Source organism: Alkalibacterium olivapovliticus (assembly GCF_003003275.1).
GTDB lineage: Bacteria > Bacillota > Bacilli > Lactobacillales > Carnobacteriaceae_A > Alkalibacterium > Alkalibacterium olivapovliticum.
In genome coordinates, this window is sequence record NZ_PVTO01000001.1 from 69,957 (window position 1) to 96,697 (window position 26,741).

Below are 26,741 nucleotides of genomic sequence, written 5' to 3' on the forward strand. Positions count from 1 at the left end.
ATGGCTAATCGATTTGATTTTCTAGGACATAATAAAACAGAGAACTACTTTGAAGGCTGGTACATCAAAAGCACAGATAAGGAGAATGACCTGTCTATTGCGCTGATTCCTGGAGTAGCGCATTTTTCAAAGGATGAGTCGTTTGTGCAGTATAATATTGTTTATAAAGAACAAGATTTCAGCGGTAAAATCACGTTCAGACGAGATGAATTTGAGATTGTAGGCTATCCTCAGAACATCGTCATGCCTAAATTTGTATTTAATGAAAAAGGCGTTAAAGCTAGTCTGAAAAACAAGTCCGATCACATCATGCTTGATCTTGATTTTGGATTGTTTCTACCCATCGAACAATCCCTATACGCGCCAAGTATCATGGGGCCGCTGGAATATTTAAACATGCCGTGTTCACATGATATCATCAGTATGAAACATCGAGTGACTGGGACGGTCGTCATAAATGGAGAAAAGATCGAAATCGAAAAAGGAGCGGGGTATATTGAAAAGGACAGAGGCAGCACGTTTCCTGACAAGTATGTCTGGGCTCATTCAAACGGATTCGCTGAAAACCATGACGCTACCCTGTTCTTATCCGTTGCGAAAGTAGATAAAGGCCCATTCAGTAAAAACGGCGCGATAGCAATCTATCATGATGGAGAGAGAGAACACCGCTTTGCTTCTTACTCAGGTTCTATCCTTAAGGTGGCTGTTAATGAGGACCAGTCTGGTTACACTGTAATATTGACTGATCTCTTCAAACGGCTTGAAGTGAGCGTCAGTCTTTCAAATGGAAGAGAACTCATCGCTCCAATGAATGCAGGAATGGATTACCCCATAAAAGAAACAGTTAAGTCGGATATAACAGTTGATTTTAGTAGAAGGAATGGAGAGAATAGTCAGTTACACAGTCATAATGGTGCAGCAGAGCTCGTCAACTGGTCTTGACAGTCAAGACTTATGAGCATACAAAAAAGGATGTCGTTCTAAACGACATCCTTTTTTTAGTTGGTCAAACTTTTTCCCGATCGGGAAGTTCTTTTAAATACTTCGTCGGCGTCTGGCCAGTAATTTTTTTAAATACTTTTGTGAAATAAGAGTGACTGTTAAATCCTGCCAGATTAGCGACTTCACTCAGCTGGTGTTCACCTAAGTGGAAATAGTACTTGGCAAGATACACACGTTGCTGATTAACATACCCAATAAATGTATTTCCCGTTTCCTGCTTGAATTTACGGGCTAAATGAACGGGATGCATACCATAAATAGAGGCGATGTTTGTCAGTGTCAGTTCTCCGGTCAGATTTTCTGTAATGTAACTGACAATTTCTTTCATAACTGTCGAATAACCGGAAGTTGAGAAATGGATAACGGCGTGACAGTATTCTCTAAATATTTCAAAATAGACGTGATCCACTAAATAGTCTAGAGAATCTGTATCTTTGATGATCATTGAAAAGCGTTCGAAAATCAAATGTAGATAGAGCGGTAAGACACCACCATTTTTTGCGGAAATGCGTGCGTAGGTATTTACTGTGACCAAGTGACTTTTAAAGCGGTCAGTAAGGTCGCCAACGTTATTTGCTTCTATATAATTCAGGACTTCCTTAACATTGACTAGTGTAAGCGTCTCTTCAAGCTGCTGACTATTGCCTGCTGTGATAGCGTCAGATAACTGGTCTTGAATCAGATAACGGTAATTCATTGCATCACTTGTGAGTTCTTTAAGCTTGTTTATACGTACTTCTCTCAAGGCTTCTTTTTTCTCATGATTCTTCATAAGACATAATCCTTCCCCATATGCTATATTTAATAACATCTTCTATGTTAAATATACCATAATTGATGGGGAAAAAAACATTATTTGTATAAAAAACATTTGTTTTCATCGTTTATTTTTGGTAAAACAGGAGGATATTAATTTTTTTAGCAAATAAGCATTATAAATGAATCATTTCATTAGAATGATTATTAAATACTGAACATTGCATAAATTAATAAATATACATAATTAATAATTATAAGTTTGGATTTTGTAGTGAAAGGACGTTTTCTTTTACAACTTTTTAATACAGTGATAACATAAAGACTGTAGATATTTGAACAAAATATGACAATCGTCATGAAAGGGTGAGGGAATGGATCGTCACATACTCGGGACGTTTACAAATGAAGAAGATACGGTCATTGAAGTCAAACGACTGATTGAAGAGGAAGATTATGCTTCAGACGAACTGACTTTAGTAATAGATAAACATGGAGATTATAATAAAAGACTGAACACATTTAAAGAAGTTCATATCGAGCAGGTCGAAGTGGAGGAAGAGACTGTCTGGGAAAAAATCAAAGATACTTTTTCATTTGGTTCATACGACAGCAAAGCCTCTCACTCTATACTGGAAGATTATGGCGTTCCGCATGATCAGGCTGACCATTATATGGATGCATTAAAAGAGGGAGAAATTATTCTGCTGGCCGACAGTGATGCACCGAAAAGTACAGAACTATCTGAAGTTAATGAAGAGATTGTAATGAAGGAGAGAAATGACATGGTAGACAATAATAAAGAAAATCAACCACTAGATGAAGTCAACTCAGAAGAGGAAGACGCTATAAAAAATAAAGACAATAATCCAGAAGATGTGAAAACATCTGAATCAAAACAGACAACTGAGTCAATAGATCCCAGTCAGGCTGAGAACATGCGTGAGGATAATACTGCTGAAGGAGATTCAGATTCGTCAAGTGATGAAAAACCAGACGGTGAAGATCTTAAGCAGAATAAAGAAGAAGACCCTGATTTAACTGGTGAAGAAGAAACAGTTGATGCAGAAGAATCAAAACATGGTCATGGAAATAAAATAGCCAAAGGTGTTGTGAGACCTGAAGCTAAGAGCCCACTAAATACGGATGATAAAGAAGAAAAAGATCCGTCTGAGGAATCGGAGGCTCCTGAATCTGACGCCAATTACCCTGAGCAGTCAGAAGAATCAGGAATGAAATCAGAAGAATAAATTAAATGACAAGGAGCGAATTAAATTGACTGAACAGGATAAAGTGAAAACTCAAAAACCGAAGAAAGATTATCTAATGAATGATGAATCCAAAAATATGGACCGTGAACCAGTAATTGAATCGGACTCTTATAAACCAGCTGACAAACTGAAAGGTAAAGTCGCCATTGTAACAGGCGGCGATTCAGGTATTGGCGCTGCAACGTCGATATTATATGCTAAAGAGGGTGCTAAAGTGGCATTCACTTACCATTCTTCAGATGATGATGCCAAACGCACAGAAAGCCGGTTGAAAGAAATCGGAGCTGAAGTGCTTGTCTTCAAGGGAGACGTTGGAGACGAAGCATATGCCAATGAAGTCGTTGATAAAGTTGTAGAGACCTGGGGGAAAATCGACGTGTTGGTCAACCATGCAGGAGAGCAGCATTATCAGTCGAGCATAATGGATATTACAGCGGAACAGATCGACCGAACATACCGTACAAATGTATTCAGTATGTTCTACTTTATTAAAGCGGCTTTACCGCATTTAACCGAGGGTGCTTCAATTATCAACACGTCTTCAATCACGGCTTACAAAGGGAATCCTACTTTGATGGATTACTCCGGTACTAATGGGGCGCGTGTGTCATTTACAAGATCATTGTCACAGAACCAGGAAATCACAGATAAAAAAATAAGAGTTAACTCTGTTGCACCTGGCCCAATCTGGACACCACTTATTCCGTCTACTTTCCCTGAGGATGCTTTAGAAAGCTGGGGTAAAGATGGCGCTTTAGGAAGACCTGGTGAAGCTTACGAGCTGGCCCCTGCTTATGTTTACCTGGCTTCTGATGATTCTAGTTATGTGACTGGCCAGACGATTCATGTTAATGGCGGAGTCATTGTAAACGGGTAAAATCCAATACAAAGGAATGATTTTATGTCTAAAGATAATGAACTTAAAAGACCCAATTTTAATAGTGAAAAAGGCAAATCAGATCCGGCATACAATCAGGTCGTATCTCCTGATACATCAGCACCACTCGGCTATATCAAGGATCGTGCAAACAAAGATAAATTGAGTGAAGAAAAAGTAGCTGAAAAAGCTAAAGGAGACACTGTAGGGAACGAAGTAGAGTTGGACCTGAATCCTGATGAAGAGAATGAATCGACTGAACGACCTGAATGAGATAGATTTAAATCATTAAGAGACCAGAATAGCTGTCTTCATACAGCTTCTGGTCTTTTTATAATTTAAAATAATGGGATCTTGGAATCTTATTTTTGCAGATAGAGCGTTCTACTGCTTCAAGAAGATTGGGAAATATTTTTTATACTGACACTCTAAATGTGATTGAGCCTTTTGATGGCAAAGTAAACTGTGGTTTAAATTGTTTTCAAATGGAATAAATAAAGAATGTATGTTCGAACCATTAAAATATAGAGGCATAAGTGCTATACTTGTAAAGTAATGAATGAAGGAGGATGAGAGTTGAACCAAGATAAGAATAGAAAAAAGGAATCGAATTTTATTGAATTAGGCCCAGTTATACCCTCTAGCCATTCAGAGTACTCAAAAAAAGGAACTGTCAAAAAAAAGAGGGACCTTCCAGATCAAAAAGGATTACCGGCAAAAGGAAAAACGTCTTACAAAGAGTACGAGATAACAAAAGTACAAGCCCAAAAGGCTAAAAACAGATTCAACATTTATATTAATGATGAATATGCTTTTCCAGTAGATGATAATTTATTAGTCCAGTACCGATTGATCAAAGGAAAAGAACTGACGAAAGAAGAAATCGAGGAACTTAGGGAAAAAGGGGAGTTAAGCAAAGGGTATCAGGCTGCTCTTCATTACTTGAATTTCAAAATGCGGTCGGAAAAAGAAATCGTAGATTATCTTAAGAAAAAAGAGTATCAGAGTATCGAACCGATCATTGAGAAATTGAAGACAAATCGTCTGATCAATGATGAAGAATATGCGAAGAGTTTTGTTCGGACCAACAGTTTATTAAAGTTGGAAGGACCTAAAAAAATCGAAAGGACTCTTTTTACAAAGGGGCTTTCAAAAGGAGATGTATTAACAGGTTTGGATGAATACAGCGGAGATAAACAGCAGGAAAATGCATCAAAATTAGCCGAAAAAGTACTGAACAGACAAAGAAACAAGTCAAGTAGAGAAATGACTCAGAAAATTAGAGAACAGTTGATGACACATGGGTTTGACTCAGATGTGATTCAAACAACTTTGGATGAACTGGAAATCGATCAGTCAGACGATGAAGAGTATGAAGCCCTGGAGATGCAGGGTGAAAAAGCATGGACTAGATATTCACGTAAACACTCTGGTTATGATCTGATTAGCCGGACTAAAACGTTCTTGTACTCAAAAGGATATCCGAGAGAAATGATCGACCGGTTTATCGAAGAAAAAGAGGAATTGCAGTGACAAAAAAAGCACCAAAACTGACTAAAATAGAAGAGCATAACATAGCGATGTGGGATGAAGCTAAAATCTCCCGTTTTAGACAAACCTTATTGAGCTGGTACGATGACAGCAAGCGCGACTTGCCGTGGAGACACACATCAAACCCTTATTATATCTGGGTATCCGAAATCATGCTCCAGCAAACCCAGGTAGATACTGTCATCCCTTATTATAATCGGTTTGTTACTACTTTACCGACTGTGAAAGATTTGGCTGAGGCTTCCGAAGACACCCTCCTGAAATTGTGGGAGGGCTTAGGCTATTATTCGAGAGTCAGAAATATGAAAGTAGCGGCTAACCAGATTGTTGCTGAGCATAATGGAATATTTCCGGATGATTTCAAAGATATCCTGTCGCTAAAAGGGATCGGACCGTACACTGCTGGAGCGGTGAGCAGTATAGCGTTCAATAAAGTTCAGCCTGCTGTAGACGGAAACGTCATGCGTGTATTGAGTCGCTTGTTTGAACTCGATTTAGATATTGGAAAACCATCTAATCGATTAGTTTTCGAAGAGATGATCCGGATTTTAATAGACAGAGAACGCCCGGGCGATTTTAATCAGGCATTGATGGACCTAGGTGCTACTATATGTACGCCTAAAAATTACAAGCCTGAAAATAGTCCAGTTAAAGAATTTAACGCGTCTTTTTTAAATGAAACGTGGATGAAGTATCCCATCAAGAAATCAAAGAAAAAGGTCAAAGAAGAAGACTATATAGTATTGGCCCTCTCTAATAATAAAGGCGAGTACCTTTTTGAAAGAAGAGGAAGCAAAGGGGTACTGGCAGGAATGTGGTCCTTTATCATGATCAGCAAAGCGGACTTAAAAGAGGATGAATGGAAATCATTTCCCAGTCAAACCGATGGCTTGTCAGAACCTGAGATGACCAGATTATACAAAAAGGTCAAAGATGAGTATGGGTTGACCATTGAATTAGACAATGAAATGAAGGGAACCTATACACACGTCTTTTCACGCTTGAAATGGTATTTGAACATCTACAAGGGTCAGATAGTGAATGAACACACTATGGCTAAACAAACCAGTTACATTCATCCAGACCAATTTTCAGAAACAGCTTTTCCTGTTCCAACTCAAAAAGTATGGGAACTAATCAATACAATTACTCTATTTTAAACCGAATCCCGAGTAATTTTCCTAAACGTTCTTCTTTCAAGACTGTTTTATGATATAATTACTCTTGAGATTTGGGAAATAAGCTATACTTTTTCTAAAATGATTAGAGAGTTGGTACAAAGATGAAATTTCCAAAAGAAGGAGAATTCATCACAATCAAAAGCTATAAACATGATGGCAGCTTACACCGGACCTGGCGCGATACGATGGTTTTGAAAACGACTGAGAACGCACTGATCGGGTGTAATGACCACACCCTTGTTATTGAATCCGATGGTAGAAGATGGAAGACAAGAGAGCCGGCACTTGTATATTTTCATAAACATTACTGGTTCAACATTGTCACAATGATTAGACAAAAAGGGACTTCGTATTACTGTAATATGGCATCTCCATTCTTGATCGACGAAGAAGGGGCAAAATACATCGATTATGATTTAGATGTAAAAGTATTCCCGGACGGCGAGAAAAGGCTACTGGATGTTGATGAATATGAAGAGCATGGAAAAAAATGGGATTACCCTGAAGAAATTGATTTAATTCTGAAAGAGCATATTAAAATTCTTGTAGAATGGATCAACGAGGAAAAGGGACCATTTTCAGATGGGTATGTCGATTTATGGTATGACAGGTATAAGCAGCTTACTGGCAAAAAGTGATTGTGATGGACAGGGCAGTAGATTGACTCAAGCAGTCTTCTACTGTTTCCTTATGTTATTGGACCAGAGAGTATAGCTACTTTACATAGAAAGGAAAACCGAATATGAAAAAAAGCATAGTAACAATCCCTGTTTTACTGATTGCCTGTATTTTGACTATATTTTTTGGTACACGATACGCTGCAAATCAGAGAGAAGAAATGAGTGAAGAACAGTCATCTGAATATGAAAGTACTGAGGTTATCGAAGAAGAAGAAGCATCACTTTCTGCTGAACTACCCGAAGATAGAGAGAGTAATCTGGAAGAGTATGAAAATAGAGTAGAGACTCTATCCTATTATGAAAGATTGGATTATTTATCTATGGTCAATGAGGCGGTTTCCATTGCATTTTATGGGGATATCGACTTGACTGAAGAGTGGGTCGAGTCAATTACAGCAAACATTGAGAATCATACTACATATACTGCTGAATTACTTGACTTCACATACCCTGGCGTTGATTCTTATGAATTATATATTCAGCAGACAGTGGGTCCTTTGATTGAAGAATCTCCAGACTTTGTTATATACGGCATGCCCGCTTTACCCGATAAAATAAGAGATATCGGATTGGCTGAAACAGAGACTTATATGACCAGTGTGTTGAATAGCCTCTCTGCTCTGGAAGACTCTGAACTCATTGTAGTTGAACCTTATCCCGTCCTTCAGGAAATCGATCAGCTTAATTCACGATCGCTTGATTACCGCAGCTATTTGAACCGGATGAGACAAATAGTTGAAACGAATAACCTGTCGCTTGTTCCTTTACACGCAACCTTTACAGAGAGAGCACAGGAGGCTGGTCTGGAGTCATATTACAACGAGAATGGTGACTCTTTAACTAGTGAAGGACAGCAGCTGGCAGCTGAAATCGTCGACAGCCATTTAAGCGAAACAGCAGACTAAAAAAGTAACCCTCCAACCATTTTGTGCTAATGGTGGTTGAAGGGTTACTTTTTTTAATGTAGTGAACGAACAGTAGAAACATTGTCCTTATGATTGATTTTAAAACTACTGACGAGTTTATTTAAATGCTGAAGGTTTTCTTCATAAATCAAAACTGCTGACATCAAATGGATAACGGTATTACTCTGTCCATAATCATTTTCAAGATAAGATTCCAGACTTGCTTCATTGAAAAAAGACTGCATGAACGTAATCCTCAAATCAGCTTTGTAGGCTATAAAATTAACTTCTTTGGGAAGGATACGTCCATTCCATTTCAATATGATCTGTTCATGAGCGGACATCAGTGTTTCCAGACGTTCTCTAAGTAATACCCGCAGTTCTTCAGGAAAGTGGTTGTAAACATTTTCCGAATGATGCAATGTCTTGACCAGATTATAAGCCGACTCGGTGGTACGAATAAATTGTCTGTATACAACAAGCAAACGAGTTACTGGAATATCTTTACGCCTGAACCATCTACTCCATTGAGTGTCCTGAAGCAGAACAAGCATTTTTTTCATATCCATTATTGAATTTTCAATGGATATCAAGTCGGCGCGCATCAGCGAATACTGTACATTTTTTCGAAGACTGACTCGTGTAAAGCGTGTCAGATCATCGGTGACTCTATTGGTCAGGTGAAAAAGTTTTTCTTCGTAATTGGGCGGCAGGATAAACCGGTTAATAACAAACGCAACGACTACACCAATAAACGTAGCCAAAACCCGAACAGTCGCATTAGTCAGTATGTCCCCATCAGTTGAGAGCATAATAATAATCAGTGTCATAGTAGATAACCCAATCACATTATTCAGCTTCATCTGATGCAGGAGAGCGATTAATATAGCCGTCGCAAAGCTTATGATGACTAGTGATGTCCCAAAGGCACTGGCCATCAGCACTGCTACAAATCCACCCAGCGTATTTGCGACCAGCCGATCAACTAGTGTGTTGTATGACTTTTTTACAGAAGGCTGCATGGAAGCGACGACTGAAATGCCAGCTAACGAAGCACCTTCTTCAAAGCCTATTGTTATGGTAATAAGTAATGACAAGAATACAGCTATACTTGTTTTAAAAGTTCTAGCTCCGATTTTCATAAGATATAATTCACTGCCTTTAATTTTTTTGTTAGTCATAGTATACTACAAACGGCTGTAAACTTTAACTTTATTTCAGAACTGAACTGACATATTCTTGCAAAAAACGCTTAAAAACTGTATCATTTGGGTATATAGGACAGCATTCAAAATTGTTTAAATAATTGAAATATATACAAAAGGGCTGATAAGGATGAGCTATTTAGTAGAACAATCTATTGAACGTTTAAAGTTCAATAATATTAGAATAACACCACAAAGGCACGCTATATTAGAGTACCTTATTGATCAGGACAATCATCCGACAGCAGACGAAATATATAAAGCATTAGAGAGCCGCTTTCCAAGTATGAGTGTAGCTACTGTTTACAATAATTTAAGACTGTTTACAGAGCTTGGACTAGTTAAAGAAATGATGTATGGCGATAATTCGAGCCGATTTGATTTTGCTTCAACTGAACATTATCATGCCATTTGTTCAAACTGCGGGAAAATAGAGGATATCTATTATCCTGGTCTGGATGATGTTGAGGTTGTAGCAAGCAACTTGACAGGGTTCGATGTAACCTCACATAGACTGGAAATATACGGATTGTGCCCGGACTGTCAGGGAACACAGAATTAAAGAAGAATAGAGGCATATATATGAAGACCGCAGTGATAATTGCAAACCCATCCTCGGGTAAAAAGAATGGCGAGGAATATGCACAATATGTTAAAGAACGGTTTACTGAAATTGGGTGGAAATGTGAGATTAAACTTACTCAACAGAAAAGTGATATTACTAAGTATACTGCTTTAGCCAGCCAGGAGGAGACTGATTACCTTATTATTATCGGGGGAGATGGGACTGTATCAGAAATGATCAATGCGCTGAATCATACGTCCTATTCTCCGGTAATTGGAATCATTCCTACAGGTACGGTTAACAATGTAGCGAGAGGCCTCGGCATACAGTTGCCTATAGGAAATGTTCTCGATCAGCTGATTAATAGTGAAGAACGGAAAACAGACGTCGGTGAAGTAAATGGGCGTTTATTTATGAGCTCCATTTCAGCTGGTACGATCCCTGAGACGGTTTGGGAAGTATCCGACGATATGAAAGAACGGTATGGATCTCTTGCTTATTTTATTGAAGGATTGAAGTCATTAAGAAATGAAGAGACCCACACATTAGAAATGACTATCGATGGTAAAACTCATACTAAAGAAGTGAGTTTGATGCTGATTGGATCGTCTCATAATATACTGGGTATCCCTCATTTCTTCGAAGACGCTGAAATGGATGATGGACGTCTTCATCTTTTCATGATCAAACAAACGAGTTTCGGGCAGAAGATTGCAATCTTTTCTAAATTGTTAAGTGACAATGAAGAATCTGTTCCGTCAGAAGTAACCATTGATTCTTTTAAAGAGGCAACTATGCTTTTAAAAAACAAGCAAACACATGTGGCGATGGATGGAGAAAAAGGCCCGGAATTTCCTCTCAATATTAAAGTGAGACCTTCATTTATTACTGTCTTAACCCCCAAATTACAGTAATGAGTCCAAAACTTTTACCAATTTGATAACCCGGTTTTAATTTAGGTCGTTGACAATTGTACTGCACCGTGCTACGATATAAGAGTTGCTGAACGCCTAACTTATCCGCAATAGCTCAGTTGGTAGAGCGCATGACTGTTAATCATGATGTCGTAGGTTCGAGCCCTACTTGTGGAGTTTGTTATGGAGAATTGTCCGAGTGGCCGAAGGAGCACGCTTGGAAAGCGTGTATACGGTTTTCCGTATCGAGGGTTCGAATCCCTCATTCTCCGTTGCTTTTTGATTTTCGGGCCCCTTGGTCAAGCGGTTAAGACACCGCCCTTTCACGGCGGTAACACGGGTTCGAATCCCGTAGGGGTCATATGAAATAAGTAAGAGAAATGGCGCTGTAGCTCAGTTGGTAGAGCAACGGATTGAAGCTCCGTGTGTCGGCAGTTCGACTCTGTCCAGCGCCACTAGTTTTATTGGAGGGATAGCGAAGTGGCTAAACGCGGCGGACTGTAAATCCGCTCCTTCGGGTTCGTAGGTTCGAATCCTACTCCCTCCATTTTGTTAGGGGTATAGTTTAATGGTAAAACTATGGTCTCCAAAACCATCGATGTGGGTTCAACTCCTGCTACCCCTGTTACTATTTAATGTATGAAATAGTTAATAAAATATGGTATGCTTAGAATAGTAAAATGGCGATTGTGGCGAAGTGGTTAACGCACCGGGTTGTGGTCTCGGCATTCGTGGGTTCGAACCCCATCAGTCGCCCTTGATTGGGCTATAGCCAAGCGGTAAGGCAGCGGGTTTTGATCCCGTCATTCCTAGGTTCGATCCCTAGTAGCCCAGTAAAAGGTTCCGGTTTGGTTAGACTACTCTGGAATCAAATAAATAAAACTCAATGCAAAAGCATTGAGTTTTATTTATATCAACTAATAGACAGAAAAGAGCTAGTAGTATGACTAAAAAACATGGGATATTTTTATTGACAATGGGCATTATTATCTTACTTTTATCTGGATTTATCGTCCTGCATGATCCGATTATCGGAGGCATTGGCATATTGATCGGTATATGGAATATTTTTATTGGGATTAGAGGAATAAAAGGGAAATGGTTTTTTGGGTCTCGTTTTAACGATGAAGACAATGAATAAAGCGCACGTGTCATCTGACACATGCGCTTTATTTTTACATTATTTAGAAAGAGAACAGAGGCTATGTAAAAACCGTCAGACTATGAAGGTGTGAACCTGCATAGTCTGACGGTCTTAACTAATCAATTCAATTTATTCTTCGTCTTCATCTGGTTCTTCCTCAGGTTCCTCAGGCTCTTCGGTTTCTTCAGGTTCTTCTTCCTCAGGCGTCTCCTCCGGGACATCTTCTTCCTCATCATCTGAAGGATCAGGCTCTGACGCCGGTGGCTCTTCTTCGGTATCTTCTTCGTCTTCTTCGGGTTCCTCTTCAGGTTCTTCTTCTAGATCCTCTTCAGGTTCTTCTTCCTCTTCTTCTTCATCTATTCTTTCAGGAATAGTGATAGAAATTGAAGATTCAGGTCCTGTGTTTCCGAATGCAGAAACAGATAGGGTGATCGTTAAGGAGCCCGTAGGAGGTTCTGTTATACTTGTTTCCGTACTGGATAGACTAGTTGACTGTCCATTGACAGATAAATTATAAGAAACTGATTCATCTTCACTGTCCAGCTGGTATTCATCCCAGTTAATGGTCAGCTCATCTGCTTCTTCATCGTAATCTGCACTTAATCCAGACGGTGCTGACAACTCTTCGCCAAACGATCTGGACACCTCGGTAGGTTCTGTTCCACTGACAAATAATTCTGAAACAATAGCGCTGGATGGGGTGTTGGGACCAGGTAACTGAGCTGGGTTAGATCCATCTTCAACAGCTACTTCAGTAACAGAAGAGGGTCTGGACCAATCACTATTTTCCGTGCCTTCTGACACGTAAGCCATTATTTCACGGTAGATGTGACGCGGTATTTGTCTTGTCCCATCATTAAAACTCAGATATCCCTTAGCTCGACTGTCATAACCAGTCCAGACAGATAATGAATAATTAGGGGTATACCCAACATACCAGGAGTCAGGCACACTGTCGGAAGGGTAACCGTACTGGTCCTGTTCATCCGTAGAAAAATTTGTCGTTCCTGTTTTACCAGCTTGCGGCAGGTTCGCAATGCCAACTGTATTGTACTGACTAGCTGCAACATCTTTTAAAACATCGGTTATCATGTAGGCAGTGTAATCAGACATAGCCTGATTCGTTTCAGGAGTCAAATCTATTTCCTGACCATCTTGAGTAATCACTTTAGATACAGTATAAGGTTCTGTATAATTACCACCGTTGGCAAAAGAGGCATAGGATCCTGCTAACTGCAACGGGGTAGTAGAGGCGTTGATAGCGTTTGAAGGAACTATAGTGCCTTCATTTGAAAAGTGTTCTATATCCAATCCAACGTTTTCAACAAACTCTTCAATCTGACTCGTTTCCAGATCTTCATTCATTACTTTAGCGGCAGGAATGTTTCGTGAATCGACCAAGGCTTCTCTCAAGCTGATTTGACCTCTATATTCTCTATCATAGTTTCTTAAAGGTGTTCCATCTGGGTAACTGTATTCTTCATCTGTAATCTGGTGATATGTTGAGTATTGCAGTGATTCAATTGCCGGGCCATAAGTTGTTAGGGGCTTTATAGTTGAACCGACGGGTTTTATCTGAGTAGTACGGTCCGGTTCACGTTGACCCTGCTGATTACGGCCTCCACCTAGAGCTCTTACTTTACCGGTCTCAGCTTCTACCAGAGACACAGCCGCTTGTATATCCTCATTAACAAAGTCAACATATTCGTCTGAATTCAATACATCAAATACGCGCTGCTGGGCGTCCATGTCGAGATTCGTTTCAATTACGAGTCCGGCAGTAGAAGGGTTAAGTCCTGTTTTATCTTCGACCTCAGCAATTGCATTCCATAAATAGGCGTCGAAAACCAGTGTATTACGTTCTTCCTGGCTGAGTTCGATCAATCCTTCATCTATAGGCGTGTTCATAGCGGTTGTTGCTTCTTCTTCAGATATCATGCCTTCATTACGCATGACAGAAATAACGACATTTCGTCTAGTTTCTGCCAGATCTGGATTAACGTAAGGGTTGAAGCGGTTAGGAGCTTGAGCCATCCCGGCAAATAGGGCTGCTTCATGAATCTCCAGTTCACTGACATGTTTTCCATAGTATTCTTCAGATGCAGTAGCAACACCATAAACATTGCCCGCCATATGAATCTTATTTAAATAAAGAGACATAATTTGTTCTTTTGATAATTGACGTTCGAGCTGAACTGCCAGCCATGCTTCTTGAGCTTTTCGCTGCAGCGTCTGATCTTCTCTTGCAGTTGAGAATACTGATAATTTGACTAGCTGCTGAGTGATCGTACTTCCTCCGCCAGAGATCTGTCCACGGTTCGTGATAAACCCTGCAGCTGCCCGGGCTATTCCAATTGGATCGACTCCCATATGGCTATCGAAACGCTGATCTTCAATTGCTGTCATAGCATTGATCATCACTTCTGGAAATTCATCCGGGTTAGCGAAATTTCTGCTTTCAGCCCCTAAGGTATAGAAGACTTCACCATCTTTATCAACTAATTCTGATGAAAATGTCCCGAGCAAATCGTCTTCGGTCATTTCCGGTGCACTTGCTGCATAGTATACAAACAGTAATCCGCCAGCAATGACTGCTACCAATACAAGCGTGAAAAGAGTGAGAATGGTTCGTTTAATCCATTTCCCCGCATTTCCTTTTTTCTCTGGCTGTTTATCAGTTTTCTTTTTCTTATAGTCTTTTCGTGAAACTTGATTATTCTGTGACATGTTAGGCTCCTTGTCTTCTAGCAGAAAGTAATAGCTAGGGGTAATCTTACTTGTATTTCTATATCAAAAAAGAACTTTACACTATTATTAAAATCCAGTCAATAGCGTTGCTTTTTTCTTAAACATCTCTTAAGAATCTTTCTGTTTAATCAGCCTATCGACTATATCGAGGTAGGGGAGACGGGGGGAAAGTGAATACTTCAATTCATACCCATCTGTTTCAAATGCCTTAAATGGAATAGATTTTTTTCCATCCGGATCCTTTTGTTGTCTCCACCATTTTTTCAGAACGGGAAAGTCCAGTAAAAACACCCGGTTCAGTGTGGTGAACCTTATGATTACAAAACACATGCCTCCCTGGTCGACACAGGCTTCCATATGAGAAAGCTGATGGTCATGAAAATTTTTGAGAGGGAAAGAGGTCTTGTTCTTGGTTTCCTTGGCTTCAAAATCAATATAGTACCCATTGTAGACACCATTGTAATCAGTGGTCGATGCCTTTTTATAATAGGCTTCTGTAATTTTTGCCGCACTTCTACTAGGATAATTGACATTGACCACTTGAATAGGGATCGGTTTTTTGTGAATAACAGCAAGCTTTCTTAATAAGTAGTAGTCATTCGTCTTATTAATATCTTCTTCCAGTGTCATTCCCCGATTACTATAAGAGGTTTTTTTCTTTGTGAGTTGATTTTTTGGTTTCTTTTTGTCATCATTAGTGAGATAAGGTTTACCATTAGGGTAACGGATTCTCAATAGCTTCACACCCTTACAGCAAGATTAAGTACAGTTTACCAAACAATTGTTTCGAAACCTAGATTGGAGGGGAAAGTTTATCAAAAATTTATATGTCAGCGGCTACCGTTCATATGAAGTATCCGTCTTTACTGAAGACGATCCTAAACTTCACTACATTAAACTCTTCTTCGAGAAAAGACTAACTGAATACATCTATGAGGGACTTGAATGGGTTATCATCTCAGGAAATATTGGCACAGAATTATGGGTAGGGCAGGTGGTTTTAAAATTAAAAAAGGATTATCCCGAACTGAAATTAGCCATACTTTTGCCATATACTGGTTTTCAGAGCAAATGGAATGAGAAGAACCAGGCCCTTTTTAATTCTATTGTGGAAAAGGCAGATTATTTGAATTACACATCCAACAGTGAGTACTCTAATCCAAGCCAGCTTAAGAATCATCAGGAATTTATCATGAGAAATACGGACGGATGTCTTTTGTTTTACGATACTGAACATGAAGGCAAAGTGAAATTTTATTATGACAAGGCCAAAGCCTATCAGGAAAATACTATTTATGACATCGATTTGATCGCCTTTGACGAACTGCAGTGGTTCGTTACCGAATTGGAAGAAGAATAACTGACTGTTATCTTCACTTTCAGTGTTAAATTTGGTATAATAGTGGTGTAGTTGAAAAGAGTATAGATATTCGACAAAGGTGTTTAAATAATCATAATTATCGACAATAGATGAGGTGTAGGAATGGATAGTAGAGAATTGACTCAAAAAGAAATTTTAGAAAAAGATTTCAAAACCAAAGTTCGTGGATACGATCCAACTGAAGTGGATGAATTCTTAGATGTTGTCATCAGAGATTATGAATCATTTCAAAATGAACTGGATAAATTGAAGTCTGAGAATAATCGACTGCTCGACAAGCTTGATGAGCAGGCCAAACAGATGACGACTCAAAAACAGGGTCAAAGCCAACCTGGTTCAAACGTGACAAACTTTGACATACTTAAACGGTTATCGAATCTGGAGCGTCATGTATTCGGTTCTAAATTAGATAACGACTAACAATTAAATAATGTACATCACGGATAATCGCGCAGCTGTTTTCAGTTGTGAGGAAAGTCCATGCTCACACAAGCTGCGATGCTTGTAGTGTTCGTGCGCAGCGAAATCATAAGCTGCGGCTCTCAAGTGATTGAGATGACGGCAGGAAAAAGAGCTAAGGGGCAACCTAAGCTTGAGTACCCTTGAAAGTGCCACAGTGACGAAGCAATAGGGGAAACGCTATTGGTGGAACGCGGTAAACCCCTCGAGTGAGCAACCCAAACATATGGTAGGGGCACTTTTCTCCTGGAAATGAACAGAGAGAAGAGGTATGAGTAACCCTCATACAGACAGATGGTTATCTCTGAATCGACTTCACCGTCTTTTCTAGACAGAACATGGCTTACAGTGATGTACATAGTGACTGAAATCCTCTCTTAATTTAGAGAGGATTTCTTTACGTCAACAGCTAAATAGTGCATACTATTAGTATAAGAGAGGTGTCTGAAGAATGACTTATAAATTACTGGCAACAGCGGCAAGTGGAATAGAAGCACTTGTTGGGAACGAACTGAAAGATATGGGCTACACCGTCGAAGTTGAAAATGGACGTGCGCGTTTCGAAGGTGGAAAAGAAGATATTGCAAAAGCGAATCTTTGGCTGCGAACAGCAGACCGAGTAAAAATAATCGTCGGAGAATTTACCGCCAAAACATTCGATGATTTGTTTGAGCAGACTAAAGCTTTACCGTGGGATGACTATCTGATGATGGATTCTGCTTTTCCAGTTAGTGGTAAATCAATCAAATCAACATTATACAGCGTCCCTGATGTTCAACGTATCGTAAACAAAGCAATTGCAGATAAAATTAAAGATGTGTATCACAGAAGCGGGATGCTGCCTGAAACAGGCGCTAAATTTCCTATTGAAGTGGCCATAAGAAATGATAAAGTCATGTTGACTATCGATACGACAGGTCCGAGTTTATTCAAGCGTGGCTACCGTATTGATAAAGGGACAGCGCCTTTAAAAGAGAATATGGCAGCTGCTTTAATCATGCTGACAACCTGGCGTAAAGATCGTCCATTTGTAGATCCAACTTGTGGATCGGGTACAATCCCTTTGGAAGCGGCTTTAATTGGTCATAATATAGCACCAGGTTTTAATCGCAGCTTTTTGTGTGAAGAGTGGGACTGGATGCCTGAGGAAATGTGGCAGAAAGTACGTTTGGATGCAGAAGAGCAGGCCGATTATGATATCGAACTGGATATATTAGGAACAGATATAGACGGGCGCATGATTGAGATTGCGAAAGCAAATGCTCTTGAAGCGGGTCTGTCACATAGTGTCACGTTTAAGCAACTGCAGGTGAAAGACTTTACGACAGATAAAGAATTTGGGATCATCGTCTCGAATCCGCCATATGGTGAACGATTGGGAGACCCTGAAGAGGCTTATCAGATTTACCGTGATATGGGAGAAGCTTTTAGACCTCTTACAACATGGAGTAAATACATCATCACCAGTGATTTAGATTTCGAAGAACATTTTGGCCAAAGAGCTACTAAAAAACGTAAATTGTATAACGGTTACCTTCGTACGGATTACTTCCAGTACTGGGGAAAACGTAAATAAGAAAAAAGGGCTGAGGTTTGGTGCTGACCCCAAAAAGTTAGAGTGAAGAATCTAACTTTTTGGGGGTACCTTTCAGCCCTTTTTTTTTGACTCATTTGTTCTTTCCAAGAACGACTCTAGAGTATTTATACAGTTAGTTTGAAATGAGATTAAGTCATACCCTAAAAAGCTCAATGTAAATCTTCTGTTCGTGACATACAGATATAAAAAATAAATGAATGACTAAATAATAAACTAATCCAAATGATACCAAGCCAGATAATGTCATTAACAATTTTTATCAGAAAAAAGGGAGCTAATAGGAGTAGTATCATCGATATAAAACAGTAAATGAGCAATTTTTCTTCATTCCTATCCCACCATGTTGCATGCTCATGGTAAGAGACACTTTTTTTCTTTAACATAAGAGGTTACACTCCCTTTTAATAGTAATTATTACAAACGGTTTATTTAATTATATTTTTAGTATATACTAATGATGTAAATAATCAAGAGAAATGGTGGTGTATAGTATTGGGTGTCGGAGAATTGATCAGAAAAAGACGGAAAAATTTAAATATGACTCAGGGTGAATTAGCTGAAAACGTTTGTACTCAAGCAATGATCAGTAAAATTGAGAGAGGAGACCTTGAACCTAACGGTAATTTGATCGAAAAATTAGCTAGAAAATTAAGAGTGACAGTGTCCTATTTTTATGGGGAAGAATCGACCTATTCGGAAGATAACTTCTTAATAAATTTAAAAAAAATGATACACGAAGAATTGAATCACTCACATATGGACAGAGTTGACATGCTGATGGAAACTAATAAAGACTTAATTAAATTGGCTACTGCCCTGGAAGATATCTATTTTTTCGAATGGGTGTCTGGTTCGCTCTATTTCTTTAAAGATAGGAACAGTAAGCAGGCCATAGAGACGCTAGAGAGTATTCCATTGGAGAAAATAAAACAGACTGACTTGGCGATTAATATAACAAATAGTCTTGGCTCAATCTATTCCCATATATCTGAACCGGAAATAGCACTTGGCTATTTTGAAAAAGCCAATCTAATGCAGCATAAACAGACTTCTATTGATACAAGTGCTAAACTGATTTATAATTTAGCTTTTTCACTTAAAGAAAATAAGCAGTTCAGAAGAGCTCTGGCGGTAACGCAGCAGGGCATTGATATAATCGTTGAACAGCACTCTCTGCTATCGCTTGGGAAATTATACTGGCTAAAGGGGATATTGTTTTCTTATTTTAAAGAATACGAGGAATCGATTGAAGCCTATAAGACCGCACTAATTATTTTTAAGATGGAAAAAAATGAGCAGTATAGAGCCATGGTACTGATCGACCTTCAAGAAGCGGTCAACTTGAACAAGAAACAGTCCGATTCTATAACTGACTGTTTAATGGAGGACGAATAGATGGTAGAAGGTATCAGTCATATAACATTTGTCGTAAAAAATCTACAAAAGACAGCCGAGTTATTGGAAACTGTTTTTGACGCTAAAAAAGTGTATGACAGTGGAGATAAGACCTTTTCCATTTCAAAGGAACTATTTTATCTGATTGGAGATCAGTGGATTGTTATCATGGAAAATGAGGAAACAGTTAACAGAACATATCATCACGTTGCATTTAAAATAAAGGCTCAAGACCTGTCTGATTTTGAGAGAAAAATAAAAAAGGTGAATCTTGAAATGAAACCCTCCAGATCGCGAATAAGCGGAGAGGGACAATCCCTATATTTTTATGACTATGACAACAACCTGTTTGAGCTGCATACCGGTACACTCGAAGAACGATTGGAAGCTTACCAGAATTAGATTAGTGAGCGGTAAATTCTTATAGCAAATATGTCTGGATGATAAGATCAGATAATAAATTAAAGACCGACAAGATTAGTAAGAATCTTGTCGGTCTTTAATAGTGTGAAATAATCAGACGCTTAGTTAGCTGATGAACTTAAAGGATAACGGCTCCGATGATTCCGAAAATCATGATGGGAATATCGAAATGAGAAAAGGTTGGAACACAGGTATCCCAAATATGATCATGTTGTCCGTCCACATTAAGACCGGCTGTGGGTCCAAGTGTACTGTCAGAAGCGGGGGAACCTGCATCTCCTAAAGCTGCCGCAGAACCAATCAGTAAAATTGTAGCTGCAGGACTGAATCCTAGTTCAAATGTCAGTGGTACATAAATAGCTGCAATGATGGGAATAGTCCCGAATGATGTCCCGATACCCATGGTAATAAATAGTCCGAGTACGATCATTCCTGTAGCGGCAAGTAACTGACTGTCTCCAATAATGCCGGTTACTGATTCAACTAATGTTTCAACACCACCGGTTTCACGGATAACATCCCCGTAACCTGAAGCAACGAGCATGACGAAGGCAATGAAGCCCATCATTTTTATGCCGTCTTTGACCATTCCGTCGAGGTTGGTCCATTTTATTGCGCCACCGACGATCATGATTGCTAGACCTAAAAGGGCTCCTAATACGAGTGATCCAACTGCCAGTTGAACAACTAGGGCAGAGACCGCACCGATCAGGGCAAAGATGTGAGATTTATTCAATACGACTTCTTCTGTCTCTTGTTCTTTGTAGCCGAAACGTGTACCCGTTTCATCATCATATTCTCTAGGTTTACGGTAGGTGATCAGTACAGCGATAAGAAGACCAACAAGCATTGCAAGACCCGGGATCCAAAGTATCTGCCAGATTTCAATGTCACCAATGTCCATGCCACTAAGAGCCATTTCGTCCCGAATGAGGTTGTGGAAAATCAGACCATATCCTACAGGTATTGTGATATAAGCTGCTTTTAAACCAAAAGTCAAAGCAGTTGCAACTGCTCGTCTGTCGATTTTAAGTTTATTCATCACGGCAATAAGTGGTGGAATAAGGATTGGAATAAACGCAATATGAACAGGAATCAGATTTTGAGAGAACATACTGATAAAGGCTATGATGAATACTAGCGTTTTTCCTGTGCCTTTCATGCTCTTGGATAATTTCTGAGTAATGATTTTTGCAGCGCCGGTTTTATGAATGGCTGCAGCGAGGGCTCCTAATAATATGTAGTTCAGCGCAGTTTCTGCATTACCACCCATACCTCCGATAAGGGTTTCCATCGTATCGATCAACGACATGCCTGCAGTTAATCCACCTACGATAGCGGCAACGATTAATGCGAGAAGGACATTGAGTTTAAATAAAGATAACCCGACCATGACAACGACTGATATTAATACAGGGTTTGTTAACACTTTTTCACTCCTTTGTTATTTTTCAAATTGAATTTTAATGAACATGAACTATAGTACCATAATTTGAACTTTTCGTAAAAGATTTGAATCCGAGATAAGACAGAATGATGACGGGAAGGGGGTTCTAAAAGGTGAGATTTATTACGTTCTTCTATTCGTGGTGGTATCATCATTATACCCACCTGGACCGTAAGCAAAGTATTTGATACAGTATAGCGCTGCTATCCCTACGAGGACATAAATGATTCTAGATATAAGTGCTTCTTGTCCACCGAAGATTTCAGCAACCAGATCGAATTGAAAAAGACCGACTAACAACCAGTTGACTCCCCCAATGATCAGTAATACTAATGCAACTCTGTCCACTGCTTTCATAATCTAAACCTCCTCTCCTTTTTTTTTTCAGCCTTATTATAAAACTTAACTAGTCTATAGTCGATTGATATCACTTTTAATAAGAAAGGAGAGTCAAGTCCGTCTCAAGGGCAATAGACTGACTATCTGTCTTTATTAATCATATTAAGAAGGAGGGGGTTAATGAATCAGGATAATGAATATATGTTTAACTGTATTATCGTGATAGTATAGTAAGTAGGGTAAAACAAATAAAGGATAGAGAATTATGACTAAGGAGCAATTTACTATGAGTGAAAAAGTAATTTTAACAAATATGTGCCTGATTCGAGATGACCAGAATAGAGTGGTCCTGCAGGATAGACAAAGTGAGGTCTGGCCTGGGATGACATTTCCTGGAGGAAAGATAGAATATAAAGAATCGTTTAAGGATGCAGTGGTGAGAGAAGTGTTCGAAGAAACGGGCCTGAATATTAAAGATCCTATTATTGTAGGCACAAAACAGTTTCAGACGGACAAAGATGAGCGTTACATAGTGTTTCTGTATCTAGCTACTGAATTTACCGGAGACTTGCGTTCTTCTATAGAAGGAGATGTCTTCTGGGTCAATGAATCAGAATTGGATAGCTATAGATTGGCTCCTGATCTGATGGATATGTACAAAGTGATGGTGTCCGATACATTGACAGAATTTTACTATGAGCGCAAGGGTCTTTCAGACTGGCAGAAGCGCCTGCTTTAAATAGGCAGGCCAGGTATCATTATAAGGAGTACAGTTATATTTGAGATTTGTTTTCAACTGTCCGATGTACAGTTGAAAGCCATTCTATCCAGAAGAGGTGAAGTACTTTTAAGAAGCCTTTAATTATTTTTGATTTTTGAAGATCCCAGGCAGAAACTAAAAGTATATTGACTTTAAGTAAGCGAAAATAGTATATTGGGTATCAATGCACTAAAGGAGAAGATCAGAATGAATACCATAAGACTACTATTAGAGTTAATCTACGATATCAGTTATTTTATCATGCCTATATTTATTGTCCTGCTGGTATTCAATTCGGGAGTGAGTGAACATCCGAAAACAATTATACATACCGTCAAAACAAACTTGGGTTACTTTTCTCGCTTAGTCTTGTTCAACAATATTATACTTCCGGTAATAGTGTGGCTGATACTCAGAGTCATCCCAATCGATCCTGTTTACGTTATAGGGTTTGTTATATTATTTTTATGTGCGGGAGCATCGACAGTTATAGCTTTTGTGCAGTCCACACAACACACAATCACTTACGCAGTGTCAACGATGATCCTTCTGACTTTATCTACAGTCATTATTTTACCGATTCTGCTCCCTGTCATGATTGACGGAGCTGAAATCAGCTCGTTTGACTTAGTCGGAAGTTTAGTTGCCAGTATAGTAATCCCTTTGGCATCTGGTTCAGCGCTCAGACTTTTCTTTGAACCATTTGCTGTACGGATCAAACCTTATACTCTTAAGGCTCAGAAAATTTTGATGAACATAGCGATTTACGGCATGATGCTGGGGCTTCTTCCAGAACTTGTCCAATTGATTGGCAGGGGAGTCATCACCACCAGCGTTCTGATCATCGTCTTATCAGCTATTAGTGGATTTATAATTGAATATAAAAATCCCGACAAGGAAATGCAGCTGACTTCCGGGTTCGCTGCTGGTCAACGGAATGGCGCTGTTGCATTTGCGGTAGTCATCAATAATTTTTCTGATCCAACGATCTTTTTGACTATTGCAATCACTAGTATGATCAGCACAGTCATGTTCAGTGCAGTATCCAGTTATATGGGGAAACTAAAATTGAAAGAAGCATAGAAAGGCAGCTATTCCGTCGAGTAAAATGAAAGATCAATAGTCATGTGTTATGATAGGCATGCTTTGTATTAAAAAAGTGTGTTTATTTTTATTTTTAGAAGGAGAGATTAAGATGAATTGGATCAATTTAATGATCGAGATTGCAATGCCTATTATCTTAGCAATTGTAACCTTAATTGTCGGGTTAGCATTGATTAGAGTCTTTGTCAGACTCTTAAAAAACCAGATTGAGAAATCTAAACTGGATGAGAGCCTCAAACCGTTTCTTGTGTCAGTACTTAGTGTAGGTATGAAAATACTGCTGGTTGTGTCTGTCATCGGCATACTCGGAATCCCTGTGGCATCGTTTGTCGCCATTCTGGGAGCGGCCGGACTGGCAGTTGGCTTGGCTTTCCAAGGCGCTTTGTCTAATCTGGCGGGAGGAGTGCTTCTGCTGACGATGCGGCCGTTTAAAGTGGGAGATTATATTGAAGGTGGTGGATATAGTGGAACAGTTAAAGCCATTCAGATTCTGTATACAGAACTGATTACACCCGATAATAAAATGATATATGTTCCAAATGGTGTCTTGTCGAATGCGGGAATTGTTAATTATTCGGTTCATGATACACGTCGGGTAGATTTTACATTTGGAGTGGGCTATGAGGCTGATAATCAACTGGTCCTGACTACTTTGAAAGAAATTGTCACTAATCACGAAGCTGTACTGCAGGATCCGGAGCCCTTTATTCGTTTATCTGCTCATGGAGACAGTGCTGTCGAATATGTTGCCAGAGTGTGGGTGAAATCAGAAGACTACTGGACCGTGCATTTTGATGTGCTGGAACAGGTGAAAACCACATTTGATGACGTAGGCATTTCAATTCCCTACCCGCAGATGGACATTCATACAGTAAACTAAAAATCGAATCAGGAAATCACATTCTACGGAGTGTGGTTTTTCTTTTTATATAAGGTAAGTGACCTATTCATTTATTTTTCTTTACATTTTTCATTGTTTAATCAAAGTCAGTAGAGTATTATGATAACGGATACAGGTAAAAGTGAATCAAACTATCGTTTCAGAGACTGTATTAAATGATTTGAGTGCTGACCTGTGTCCAAAAATGAATGAGGAGTGTATTAATGGATAATAAGGGTAAAGCTTGGATTTTAAGTTTTTTGTCGACTGCATTGATTTTCTCAGCACCAATGGTAACGTTCGCTGAGGAAGCTGCTGAAGAGGTGGAAGAGCCATCGGATGACTTTTCACTTAAAGTTTTTCATACCAATGACATCCACGCAAGCATTGATGATTTTGGGAGGATAGCCTACTTTTTAAATGAACAAAGAGCTGAAGTAGAGCATTCTCTATACTTAGACGCGGGAGATATTTTCAGCGGTAATCCGGTTGTCGATTTGTTAGACGGTATTCCGATGATTGAATTGTTAAATGCCGTAAATCTAGATTTAATGACTATAGGTAACCATGAATTTGATTACGGACAAACCGTATTCCAGGATAGACGCAACGAATCTAATTTTAATTGGATTTCAGCTAATACTCGTGTAGTGGATTCATCTATTCCTATTTCACAACCAGATCCTTTTGAAATTTTCGAATTTGAAGATGTAACGGTTGGTGTGTTCGGATTGACTGAAGCCCCTCCTGCGACAAGTCCTTCAGGAATAGTGGGACTTGAATTTGATCCTTATATCGAAACTGCTCAGCAGTATGAAGAGTTGAGAGAAGAAGTCGATATCCTGATTGCATTGAATCATATCGGCATTTCAGCGGACCGTCGTTTGGCAGAAGCCATTGATTTCTTTGATGTTATTATCGGAGGACACTCGCACACTACATTGAATACACTGGAATATGTCAATGGTACGCCTATTGCCTCAACTGGGAGTAATGCCAGAAACATCGGTATTCTGGATATGATGCTTGATTCAGAAACTGGTGAAGTCACTGTAGAAGGCAGACTTCAAGCTGTTGAAGAACTTTCAAGTGATCAGGTCGATCCTGATGTTCAAAGTATCGTAGACGGTTATAATGAGGATGCAGAAGAATTACTTGATGAGGTCCTGGGAGTCACTACAACTGGTCTGACCAGAGATCCGAGATGGGAACGTGACGTTGCATTAGGGAATATGATTACTGATGCCTTGCGTAACTTCTCGGGCACAGACATAGCTATTACGAATAACGGTGGAATTAGAGCAGGGATTGAGCCTGGAAATATTACTGCTAGAGACATTTTCACAGTAGATCCATTCGGTAATTCAATTACCATTTTGGAAATGACAGGGAATGAGCTGAAAGAGGTTATCGACTATTCATTTAGTCGATCCCTGGACAGTTATGGTCCTCAAATAGACTTGCAGACATCGGGATTGAATTACATCATTTATACGGACGAAGACGGATTTTATGTTGATTCTGAGCTTTTCTTAAATGGTGAGCCAATGAATATGGAAGAAACTTACAGTATTGCGACTAATAACTTTATTGTCTCCGGTGGAGATGGGTATGATTTTTCTCAAGGGACTATTACAGTAGAAGATAATGGAGTTGTTACACAGGCACTTATTCAGTTCGTTCAGGAAACAACGACTAATAGTGGAGCGGTAGATTATGAAGAAACAGAAGGACGTATACAGGTTCTTCTATCACCTGAAGAAGAGACACCAGAACCAACTGACCCTGATGACTCAGAAGAAACACCAAGTGAGCCAGTAGTACCGACAGATCCAGAAGATCCTTCAGATGATGATCAGCCGGTAGAAGAAGAACAGCCTTTAGAAGAATCTGAAGGTTCTGAAGAGGAGGCTGCTGAGGAAGAACAGCCTGAAGCAGATACAGAAGAAATTGCTGTGCCTGAAGCTGAAGAGACAGCTGAAACAGAAGAACTAGAAGTGATTGCAGACGCAGATGGATCAGGTGAAACATTGCCTGAAACAGCTACAGCTGTCTGGACAGTTGGGTTGATTGGATTACTGTCAGCTTCAACAGGTACGCTGATTCATTTTAAGAAAAAAAGAAAATAGACTAATATAAAAAAGGCTGGAGAAAAAG

26 protein-coding genes, 8 tRNA genes and 1 other RNA gene are annotated in these 26,741 nt (G+C 39.3%); 29 read left to right on the forward strand and 6 right to left on the reverse strand.

All coding sequences use genetic code 11. The features are described 5' to 3' along the window. Positions 1-942, forward strand: a complete 942-nt coding sequence (locus CLV38_RS00305) for a tocopherol cyclase family protein (RefSeq protein WP_106190017.1) — start codon at positions 1-3, stop codon at positions 940-942. A 64-nt stretch (positions 943-1,006) separates the two neighbouring features. Here CLV38_RS00305 and CLV38_RS00310 read toward each other — a convergent pair whose 3' ends face one another. Next, positions 1,007-1,774 (reverse strand): helix-turn-helix transcriptional regulator, encoded by a 768-nt coding sequence (locus CLV38_RS00310; RefSeq protein ID WP_106190019.1) that lies wholly within the window; start codon positions 1,772-1,774, stop codon positions 1,007-1,009. Positions 1,775-2,132: 358 nt separating this feature from the next. Between CLV38_RS00310 and CLV38_RS00315 the strand changes: the two genes are divergently transcribed. The 7 genes from CLV38_RS00315 to CLV38_RS00345 all read left to right on the forward strand — a co-directional run bounded on the left by CLV38_RS00315 (position 2,133) and on the right by CLV38_RS00345 (position 8,223). Continuing rightward, positions 2,133-3,008, forward strand: coding sequence for a prolipoprotein diacylglyceryl transferase (locus tag CLV38_RS00315; protein WP_106190022.1), 876 nt, complete (start codon positions 2,133-2,135; stop codon positions 3,006-3,008). A 25-nt stretch (positions 3,009-3,033) separates the two neighbouring features. Continuing rightward, positions 3,034-3,906: an SDR family oxidoreductase gene (locus CLV38_RS00320; RefSeq protein ID WP_245920505.1), complete on the forward strand. Its 873-nt coding sequence runs from the start codon at positions 3,034-3,036 to the stop codon at positions 3,904-3,906. 24 nt (positions 3,907-3,930) lie between these two features. Continuing rightward, positions 3,931-4,179, forward strand: a complete 249-nt coding sequence (locus tag CLV38_RS00325; RefSeq protein ID WP_106190025.1) for a hypothetical protein — start codon at positions 3,931-3,933, stop codon at positions 4,177-4,179. 303 nt (positions 4,180-4,482) lie between these two features. Continuing rightward, positions 4,483-5,439: a recombination regulator RecX gene (gene recX, locus CLV38_RS00330; protein ID WP_106190028.1), complete on the forward strand. Its 957-nt coding sequence runs from the start codon at positions 4,483-4,485 to the stop codon at positions 5,437-5,439. Positions 5,440-5,456: 17 nt separating this feature from the next. Continuing rightward, positions 5,457-6,617, forward strand: a complete 1,161-nt coding sequence (gene mutY, locus CLV38_RS00335) for an A/G-specific adenine glycosylase (RefSeq protein ID WP_106190344.1) — start codon at positions 5,457-5,459, stop codon at positions 6,615-6,617. Positions 6,618-6,739: 122 nt separating this feature from the next. Then, positions 6,740-7,276 carry a nucleoside tri-diphosphate phosphatase gene (gene ntdP, locus CLV38_RS00340; RefSeq protein ID WP_106190030.1) on the forward strand — a complete coding sequence of 179 codons (537 nt, stop codon included), beginning with the start codon at positions 6,740-6,742 and terminating at the stop codon, positions 7,274-7,276. 104 nt (positions 7,277-7,380) lie between these two features. Further along, positions 7,381-8,223, forward strand: coding sequence for an SGNH/GDSL hydrolase family protein (locus CLV38_RS00345; RefSeq protein ID WP_106190032.1), 843 nt, complete (start codon positions 7,381-7,383; stop codon positions 8,221-8,223). 53 nt (positions 8,224-8,276) lie between these two features. Here the strand turns inward: CLV38_RS00345 and CLV38_RS00350 are convergent, their stop codons facing one another. Next, positions 8,277-9,404: an FUSC family protein gene (locus CLV38_RS00350; protein ID WP_245920506.1), complete on the reverse strand. Its 1,128-nt coding sequence runs from the start codon at positions 9,402-9,404 to the stop codon at positions 8,277-8,279. Between the two features lie 154 nt (positions 9,405-9,558). Here CLV38_RS00350 and CLV38_RS00355 point away from each other — a divergent pair, with 154 nt between their 5' ends. The 11 genes from CLV38_RS00355 to CLV38_RS00405 all read left to right on the forward strand — a co-directional run bounded on the left by CLV38_RS00355 (position 9,559) and on the right by CLV38_RS00405 (position 12,048). Further along, entirely contained in the window at positions 9,559-9,990 is a 432-nt protein-coding gene (locus CLV38_RS00355; protein WP_106190035.1) for a Fur family transcriptional regulator, read from the forward strand. A gap of 20 nt (positions 9,991-10,010) precedes the next feature. After that, on the forward strand, positions 10,011-10,907 hold the full coding sequence (locus tag CLV38_RS00360; protein ID WP_106190037.1) for a diacylglycerol/lipid kinase family protein: 897 nt from the start codon (positions 10,011-10,013) through the stop codon (positions 10,905-10,907). A 104-nt stretch (positions 10,908-11,011) separates the two neighbouring features. After that, positions 11,012-11,084: transfer RNA gene (locus tag CLV38_RS00365), tRNA-Asn, on the forward strand. An 8-nt stretch (positions 11,085-11,092) separates the two neighbouring features. After that, positions 11,093-11,179, forward strand: a tRNA-Ser gene (locus CLV38_RS00370). Positions 11,180-11,196: 17 nt separating this feature from the next. After that, positions 11,197-11,268, forward strand: a tRNA-Glu gene (locus CLV38_RS00375). 21 nt (positions 11,269-11,289) lie between these two features. Beyond that, positions 11,290-11,362: transfer RNA gene (locus tag CLV38_RS00380), tRNA-Phe, on the forward strand. An 11-nt stretch (positions 11,363-11,373) separates the two neighbouring features. Continuing rightward, positions 11,374-11,454, forward strand: a tRNA-Tyr gene (locus CLV38_RS00385). Between the two features lie 7 nt (positions 11,455-11,461). Then, positions 11,462-11,532: transfer RNA gene (locus CLV38_RS00390), tRNA-Trp, on the forward strand. A 58-nt stretch (positions 11,533-11,590) separates the two neighbouring features. Then, positions 11,591-11,663 (forward strand) — tRNA-His (locus tag CLV38_RS00395). Between the two features lie 6 nt (positions 11,664-11,669). Then, positions 11,670-11,741: transfer RNA gene (locus CLV38_RS00400), tRNA-Gln, on the forward strand. A gap of 109 nt (positions 11,742-11,850) precedes the next feature. After that, a complete protein-coding gene (locus CLV38_RS00405) occupies positions 11,851-12,048 on the forward strand; it encodes a hypothetical protein (RefSeq protein ID WP_106190040.1) in 198 nt (65 codons plus the stop codon). A 132-nt stretch (positions 12,049-12,180) separates the two neighbouring features. Here the strand turns inward: CLV38_RS00405 and CLV38_RS00410 are convergent, their stop codons facing one another. Together CLV38_RS00410 and recU are read right to left on the reverse strand one after the other, a co-directional pair. Next, positions 12,181-14,778 carry a transglycosylase domain-containing protein gene (locus CLV38_RS00410; RefSeq protein ID WP_106190042.1) on the reverse strand — a complete coding sequence of 866 codons (2,598 nt, stop codon included), beginning with the start codon at positions 14,776-14,778 and terminating at the stop codon, positions 12,181-12,183. Between the two features lie 129 nt (positions 14,779-14,907). Next, positions 14,908-15,534: a Holliday junction resolvase RecU gene (gene recU / locus CLV38_RS00415; protein WP_106190044.1), complete on the reverse strand. Its 627-nt coding sequence runs from the start codon at positions 15,532-15,534 to the stop codon at positions 14,908-14,910. Between the two features lie 46 nt (positions 15,535-15,580). Between recU and CLV38_RS00420 the strand changes: the two genes are divergently transcribed. The 6 genes from CLV38_RS00420 to fosX all read left to right on the forward strand — a co-directional run bounded on the left by CLV38_RS00420 (position 15,581) and on the right by fosX (position 20,033). After that, a complete protein-coding gene (locus tag CLV38_RS00420) occupies positions 15,581-16,159 on the forward strand; it encodes an SLOG family protein (RefSeq protein ID WP_245920507.1) in 579 nt (192 codons plus the stop codon). Positions 16,160-16,282: 123 nt separating this feature from the next. Continuing rightward, positions 16,283-16,600, forward strand: coding sequence for a cell division regulator GpsB (gene gpsB, locus CLV38_RS00425; RefSeq protein WP_106190047.1), 318 nt, complete (start codon positions 16,283-16,285; stop codon positions 16,598-16,600). Positions 16,601-16,615: 15 nt separating this feature from the next. Beyond that, an RNA gene (gene rnpB / locus CLV38_RS00430) (RNase P RNA component class B) lies at positions 16,616-16,990 on the forward strand. 100 nt (positions 16,991-17,090) lie between these two features. Further along, on the forward strand, positions 17,091-18,215 hold the full coding sequence (locus CLV38_RS00435; RefSeq protein WP_106190049.1) for a THUMP domain-containing class I SAM-dependent RNA methyltransferase: 1,125 nt from the start codon (positions 17,091-17,093) through the stop codon (positions 18,213-18,215). A gap of 513 nt (positions 18,216-18,728) precedes the next feature. Next, complete coding sequence (locus CLV38_RS00445; protein WP_106190054.1) at positions 18,729-19,631, forward strand: helix-turn-helix domain-containing protein; 903 nt, start codon at positions 18,729-18,731, stop codon at positions 19,629-19,631. After that, positions 19,632-20,033 (forward strand): FosX/FosE/FosI family fosfomycin resistance hydrolase, encoded by a 402-nt coding sequence (gene fosX, locus CLV38_RS00450; protein WP_106190057.1) that lies wholly within the window; start codon positions 19,632-19,634, stop codon positions 20,031-20,033. It abuts the gene before it with no gap. Positions 20,034-20,172: 139 nt separating this feature from the next. Here the strand turns inward: fosX and CLV38_RS00455 are convergent, their stop codons facing one another. Further along, positions 20,173-21,483: a Na+/H+ antiporter family protein gene (locus CLV38_RS00455; protein WP_106190059.1), complete on the reverse strand. Its 1,311-nt coding sequence runs from the start codon at positions 21,481-21,483 to the stop codon at positions 20,173-20,175. 141 nt (positions 21,484-21,624) lie between these two features. Next, positions 21,625-21,858, reverse strand: coding sequence for a DUF378 domain-containing protein (locus tag CLV38_RS00460; protein ID WP_106190062.1), 234 nt, complete (start codon positions 21,856-21,858; stop codon positions 21,625-21,627). Positions 21,859-22,126: 268 nt separating this feature from the next. On the opposite strand from CLV38_RS00460, the gene CLV38_RS00465 reads away from it, so the two are divergent. From CLV38_RS00465 to CLV38_RS00480, 4 genes are all read left to right on the forward strand, one after another. Beyond that, positions 22,127-22,579, forward strand: a complete 453-nt coding sequence (locus CLV38_RS00465) for an 8-oxo-dGTP diphosphatase (protein WP_245920508.1) — start codon at positions 22,127-22,129, stop codon at positions 22,577-22,579. Positions 22,580-22,807: 228 nt separating this feature from the next. Continuing rightward, the gene (locus tag CLV38_RS00470; RefSeq protein WP_106190068.1) at positions 22,808-23,683 is read left to right on the forward strand and encodes a bile acid:sodium symporter family protein; all 876 of its coding nucleotides are present in this window, start codon (positions 22,808-22,810) and stop codon (positions 23,681-23,683) included. Positions 23,684-23,795: 112 nt separating this feature from the next. Next, entirely contained in the window at positions 23,796-24,584 is a 789-nt protein-coding gene (locus tag CLV38_RS00475; RefSeq protein WP_106190070.1) for a mechanosensitive ion channel family protein, read from the forward strand. 224 nt (positions 24,585-24,808) lie between these two features. Next, positions 24,809-26,713 carry a bifunctional metallophosphatase/5'-nucleotidase gene (locus CLV38_RS00480; RefSeq protein WP_170068768.1) on the forward strand — a complete coding sequence of 635 codons (1,905 nt, stop codon included), beginning with the start codon at positions 24,809-24,811 and terminating at the stop codon, positions 26,711-26,713. The last annotated feature ends 28 nt before the right edge of the window (positions 26,714-26,741 follow it).